Genomic DNA, 6851 nt, shown 5'->3' with positions numbered 1-6851 from the left:
AGATTCGACACCTTTATCAAAACGGGTAACTCTCTCTTTTGCAAGAAGAAGTGTCAGATTAAGTTGAGACTATTTCAATTAATGACACTGGCACAAACTCACCAAAAGGATGTTGAAGATAAATTAAACCAACAAAATGCCCTTAAAGCTGCCTTACTGATTCCCCTTTATACTTTATTAATCCTGATATTTTGGTATTGGATTTATCATCAATATTCATATGCCACATCAATTATATTAGCACTAAGCGGTCTTATGATTGGCAGTTTGGTGCGCTTTCACGGGCAAGGCTATACAGCACTATTTTCAGTTATTGCCTGGATAAGTCATTTTCTACTCGTGCTGTTCGCAGTATTGCAGGGGTTGGTATTGGGCGAAGGGCAATCAACTAGACTATTTATCTTAGTCGGATTATATCTTTTGGGGGCTTGGTTAGCCGCTTATATGGCACGAAAAAATGTTCCCTCATTTGAAAGACAAGCATTTTTTGAATTAACGGAAAAACAAACCCACCCGAGCAAGAAGTTTGCTAAGAATAAAAGTTATTTGACCCTTCCAATCACCTTTGTTCTCAATGCTATTCTGTTGTATGCCGTAAGCACTTTCTTGTTCGTATTCACCTTTGTTAAAGCTGAGAATGATCAAGCAATAGCCTTAGAGCAAGAACAACAGAGATTCGAAGATAAAGCGATTGATGTTTCACCTTCTAATCTAGCATCAATAGACTATGCAGAATCACTTCGCCATGCTTATGCTTATTTTAGCGGAACTCTCCCCAACCAAAACGGAACTATTATTAGCATCTATCCAGTATCAGAATATAAGAGCCATGCGATTCTTAAATACCATATTAAAAAGAACGAAGATCCAAGAGCCAAATTCATCTTAGGTATTTTAACCTATGAAGATGGTGGTTTATCCTTGATTCAAGAAGCCGCAAAAGACGGTGATATCTTTGCCAAACACAGGATCGCTGTTGATTACGGTTGCGACGTATCAAAAGAGATGGGTATGCAAATGCTTAACCGATTAATGAAAATAGCAAATAACACAAATGCAAAAAAACTGATTCGAATATCGTTAAATGATGAGTTTAACCAAGCATGCAACACCCCTCCAAATTTCACGTTTAGACTAGACTATATTTACCAATAGGTCTCAGCTTGCATGGCAACTTCTCGGGAGCGCTCCATAACATTAATGAGAATGTTGTTTTTTTCATCTAACCATAATTTGAAATCATGAGGTTCATCTACATCGAACTCACCTAAGGCATCTTTTAAATAGACTATGGCTTTTAATTCATTAATACCTTGTTGTAGATCTATCCAAGGCGTTCTAAAGGTGCCGCGAGTTTCGGTAAAAAGATCACCGAGTAAAAAACCGTTGATTAATGACTGCTTGAGTAATACTTCCACCGCCAAATAGTTCGACGTATTCATATTTTTGTCTCGTGGCAATGATTGCATAACAGTTTGCCAAGTCTGCGATAGCCAACCGTTAGCATGTTTTCGAACTGGGATTTCAGCCCCTGTATTTTGTTCTCGCCAAGGCTTTTCAATCAGTAATTTTGACGCAAGCAACTGAACACCGGTAGATTCTTTTGTCAGCATCAAGGTTCTTGGTTCATGGGCAACTAGCAGACCTTCTCTGCGACCTAACAAGTAATTCATTACTCCCTGTTCTTTAGGGATACGTCGACTAAATGCACCTTTTTTGGAACGCAATCTGTGAATGGTTTGAAGATCTTCTGTCCACTTCCATTGTTGCATTAGCTTCAATAGTTTTTTGTGTAGTTTTAGCAATTCGTCAGTTTGTAACACAGGGAGATATAAGGACACACCTTGTAGCAATAAAGCAATACTTTCTCTAATTTGAGATAGCGCTTTTTCTTCTCCTGTTTGAAGGAACACGCTTTGATGATATTGCCAATGCTCTAACGCACAACTGATAGATTTGGTTAAGCCTTCTTCCGTGCTATCGTCTTGTCCCAAGGCCAAAAATTTAGGTAACTTTTTACTCGACGCTTGTTGACCTTTTAACAGTCGATAGCCTCTTGCTGCTTTCGAACTGTTACTTAATCGAACTTCTACGTATTTGATAATTTTTTCAGCAATAGCAAATAATAGGGATTCATTGCCTTTTTTAAGTTCAAGCTCAATTTCGTTGATCTCAAGAGTAGACTGTTCGGTTTGCACCTCACCAACATCATAGACAAGCTCAACTACGCCTTGCTCCATGATAATTTCAAATTGATGGCGATGAAAATGGGTAGTAAATACTTTCGACAGGCTTTGGTTTACCGCTTCTACGTCAAAATCCTCTGCCCACAAGTCCCGATCAAATCTAAGCAGATCAGGAATGGGCTTCTCAAGGGCAATATTAAATTCAGGGCGTTGATGTACACCGCCTTGCACTTGTCCTTGGGTTTTTACCGTTTGCTCGTATTTCCCTTTTTGCGTTCGAACCCTGAACCCAATCTTACGTTCTCTAAGCAGCAGTTCTGGCGTGTCAAAATATTCATTAAAGACGTCTTTTTCAGAATACTTGCATTTAGCATCCAACTCAGGGATGACCCTCTCTTGCAAAGCAGCCAAAGCATTACCTTCAACAGCTAACTTTAACTCAATTTCCATCCACCAGAACTCTCATAGGATCTACACTTGTAATTTAACAAGCATACCACTTAATTTGATAAAGCTTAATCTTCATCTTCATCGGTTAAGGTCATCAATGAAGTATTACCGCCAGAAGCAGTAGTATCTATACTGATGGTTTTCTCGGTCATCAGTCGTTTGATAAGATTATCGTTATACTCGGCGGTAATCATAGGCAGTATAGCGCCCTCTCGCGAGGCCAGCTTTAGTGCCACACTGGCAATTCTCGAAGTATTGCTATCAATGACTACACCGGCAAGTCCAGGGTGTTCTAACAGGGCTTCTAAATGTTGCAACTTAGCTACTTGGAAAATATCTTTAGGTGCACCGGTTAGTTCGAGCTTGTCCTGAACTTCTTTTGCTTCTTCGTAAAACAAATCAGACACAACAGAAATCACTATATTGCCCGTTGCCAAAGCTGTCACTATTGAGAGCATCCAATATTCAAAGGTCACGTCTTTATCCGCAAAGGTCACTAAAATGCCTCTAGGTTCTAAATGCAGAGTATTGGATTCCCCTGTTGGACCTGGCAGTTGCGTTGGTTTTTTCAATTGACGCTCAATGCTCATTAATTGGGCTCTTGCACTTGCTAAGGTTCGATCCAAGTCGTCAGCTAACTCGCCAACACTTTCTACCTGCGCTATTTTGGCCAGCAACTGTCGAATCCAAGAAATTCGAGATGTTAAAGAAGACAATCGCCAAGGTTGTTCTTCCGCCATTGCGGCCGTCATTAGACGTTCTACAGCTTCATAGTCATTTTTGGTACTTACTAAGGCTTTATCATCCTCAAAACTCTCATTTAAAGGTTCTAGATCTGGTGTTGCCTTTTCGGCCATAAGACGCGATAGGTAATTTGGACCACCGGCTTTGGGTCCTGTTCCGGAAAGTCCTCGACCACCAAAAGGTTGCACGCCAACGATAGCACCGATCATATTTCGATTAATATAGACATTCCCCGCTTTGGATAACTTCGCCAGTTCATGTCCACGCTCTTCAATCCGTGAATGGACTCCCATGGTCAAGCCGTAACCAGTTCCATTGATATCTTCAATTACCTTATCGAGATCCTTTGATTTGTAGCGGATAACATGCACGATTGGGCCAAACACTTCTTTCTCAAGATCATGAATACTATTGATTTCAATAAGATGAGGAGCGAAAAAGTGTCCATTTAGATCACTATCCAATTCACACTTGTGAAGAATTTTCGCTGAGCTTTCCATTTTCTTGGCATGCTCAGTTAAGGTTTTTAACGCACGCTCGTCGATAACTGGACCAATGTCCGTTGACAACCATTGAGGATCACCAATCTTCAATTCTTTCATGGCACCACAAAGCATGTCGATGATTTTATCGGCTATTTCTTCCTGTAAATACAAAACTCTTAATGCCGAACATCGTTGCCCAGCACTTTGAAATCCCGAGTTAACTATGTCATCAACCACCTGTTCCGGTAAGGCTGTAGAATCTACGATCATGCAATTTTGACCACCGGTTTCCGCGATCAGTGGCACCTGGCCTACACCGCGTTCTGCTAATTTTTGGCTGATCAATGTGCCAGTTTGGGTAGACCCCGTAAACATGACACCTTGCACGCTGTGTTCTGACAACAAGGTATCGCCAACAGCTGGCCCCTTAGCAATAATGAGTTGCACCACATGTTCGGGCAAGCCTATGCTACCCATTAGCTCAATTGCCCGCTGTGCAATTTTACTGGTTTGCTCTGCTGGTTTGGCAAGGACAGTGTTCCCGGTTACGACAGCAGCAGCCACCTGACCTAAAAAGATTGCCAATGGAAAATTCCACGGACTGATACATAAAATAACACCGCGAGGCTCCAGCTTGTCGTTTTTGGCTAATTCAATTGCTCTGGCGGCATAATAGCGACAAAAATCTACTGCTTCCCTGATTTCATCAATACCATCTTGGGCTACCTTGCCTGCTTCTTTTATACAGATTGCGATAAGTTCATCCATGTGACGTTCAAGAATATCAGCAGTGCGAAGCAATATTTCAGCCCTGTCTTTCACCGGTGTTTTCGACCACTCTTCGAATGCGCTTTCGGCTAATTGCAATTTTTCCTTCATTTGCTCTGGGGAATCGAAATTATGATAACCAATAACTTCGTCAAGATTTGCAGGATTAATGATTTGCATATCTGCTTTTTCAGCTTCTTGGGTATCAAGAGTTCTTTGCTGATTGGCAAACCACTTTTGCATATTAAATTGCGCATTTGTCAACGCATTAACATCGTATAAATCAAGACCTTTACTGTTCGCCCTTTCCGTTCCATATAATTCTGTTGGATTGGCAATCTGATCGTTGGCGCGATTCGATAGTCGTTGAGTACGCTCTACTGGGTCAATAAGTAACTCTTCAACCTCTTTAGTATCATCGACAATAGCGTTTACAAAAGATGAATTAGCGCCATTTTCCAGCAAACGACGTACTAAATAAGCCAATAAATCCTCATGCTCACCAACAGGTGCATACACGCGACATTGAATCTTATCTTCAGTTACTATTTGATCATAAAGAGTATCACCCATGCCGTGGAGGCACTGAAATTCAAAATCTTGTTTATCGTCACCCGCTAGCTCCAAAATGACAGAGGCGGTGTAAGCATTGTGGGTCGCAAACTGGGGATAAATACTGTCTCTGTACGCAAGTAAACGGTTAGCACAAGCATGATAAGAAACGTCTGTAGAAGATTTGCGAGTAAAAACAGGAAAATCTTCAAATCCACCTTGCTGACTGTGTTTAATCTCAGTGTCCCAATAAGCCCCTTTTACCAACCTTACCATCATCTTCTTTTTCTGCTGCAGGGTAAGCTCTCTTATCCATTCAATCACGTAAATAGCGCGTTTTTGATAGGCTTGCACCGCTATTCCAAAACCAGTCCAACCCTTTAGATCTTCATCAGTAAAGACCTTTTCAATAATATCCAACGAAATGTCCAATCGCTCTGACTCTTCGGCGTCTACTGTCAGGCCGATATCGTATTCTTTCGCCATTAGACACAAAGATTTAAGTCGTTCCGAAATCTCATCTACAACGGTATCACGCTTTTTAAAGTCAAATCTGGGATGAATAGCGGACAATTTCACCGAAATTCCAGGACTCTTTCTAGGTCCTCGCTGATTGGCTGCTTTACCTATAACCTTTATCGCTTTTGAATAGGAATCGTAGTAACGCTGAGCATCTTTTTCAGTACGCGCCGCTTCGCCTAACATGTCATAAGAATACACATAGCCTTGCTTTTCTTTTTCTTCCGCTCGTTCACAGGCGTCTTCAATGGTTTCACCCATTACAAACTGTCTACCCATTACTTTCATAGCAATGTTCATAGACCGGCGAATGACAGGTTCTCCCAATCGGCCCAAGGTTTTCTTCAATAGGCCAATTTGATGTTGTTTCTTCTTATCACTGTAGGTCACCATGTTACCAGTGAACATCAACCCCCATGCACTGGCATTAACAAATAGTGAATCACTATTTCCCAAATGCGGCGCCCACTTTCCTTTTGAAAGTTTGTCGCGAATTAATTCGTCTTGGGTTTTCTTATCTGGCACGCGCAATAAGGCTTCAGCCAAGCACATCAATACCACGCCTTCAGAGGTAGAAAGAGAATATTCATTAAGTAAGGCGTCCACGCCCCCATGCGCTTTGTTTTCCTTACGAATTCGCAACACCATATTTCTTGCTCGTTCCCATGCTCGGCTTCGGGCAGTCATGGATACTTCTGCTTCAGGCAAAATGTAGTCTATTATTTGGGATTCATTGATTCTGTGGAATTCGCGGATTTTCTGACGCATTGGAGAAATTGTAGATAAGTTGCCGTCAATTAACATGAACATCCTCTTGGTTAGGGTTGATAACTTTTCTTAAGTAAGAAACCGAATAAATATTTCAATTTACATACGTAACAAGTCGCAAAAATTGTTCATAATGTAAATTTTCGGTTTGCCAAAAACCCCATATTCTATCATTAGAAATATAGGGTAAATAAGCACTTTTAGTTAGAGCGTGGCTTTAACAGGCTGACAGTGAATGAGTTAAAATGCAAACGTGAAACGAAATTAGCAAGGCTTTTGACAAATAAGCGCCAATTTGAAATAAGCCGGTTAAAAAACGGCAATATTAAGCAAAATTTAGGATAATAAACCTCGATACAAAAAGTAATTTTTTTCGATT

At 40.9% G+C, this 6851-nt stretch carries 3 protein-coding genes; 1 reads left to right on the top strand and 2 read right to left on the bottom strand.

Features of this window, described 5'->3' with window-relative positions; translation table 11 throughout:
• Positions 1-1155 (top strand): hypothetical protein (locus ACNKW3_RS13495; protein WP_427399829.1); only part of this gene is annotated, 1155 nt, incomplete at its 5' end.
• On the opposite strand, the gene ACNKW3_RS13490 is transcribed toward ACNKW3_RS13495, so the two are convergent.
• Positions 1146-2636 carry an inorganic triphosphatase gene (locus tag ACNKW3_RS13490; protein WP_427399828.1) on the bottom strand — a complete coding sequence of 497 codons (1491 nt, stop codon included), beginning with the start codon at positions 2634-2636 and terminating at the stop codon, positions 1146-1148. The two genes, ACNKW3_RS13495 and ACNKW3_RS13490, sit on opposite strands and share 10 nt — an antisense overlap.
• Before the next feature lie 65 nt (positions 2637-2701).
• Positions 2702-6508 carry a bifunctional proline dehydrogenase/L-glutamate gamma-semialdehyde dehydrogenase PutA gene (gene putA, locus ACNKW3_RS13485; RefSeq protein WP_427399827.1) on the bottom strand — a complete coding sequence of 1269 codons (3807 nt, stop codon included), beginning with the start codon at positions 6506-6508 and terminating at the stop codon, positions 2702-2704.
• Positions 6509-6851 lie beyond the last annotated feature (343 nt).

The sequence above is a fragment of the Glaciecola sp. 1036 genome, from assembly GCF_050306235.1.
Lineage (GTDB): Bacteria > Pseudomonadota > Gammaproteobacteria > Enterobacterales > Alteromonadaceae > Glaciecola.
Note: the sequence above shows the minus strand (reverse complement) of the source record. Positions and strands in the feature narration are given on the sequence as shown.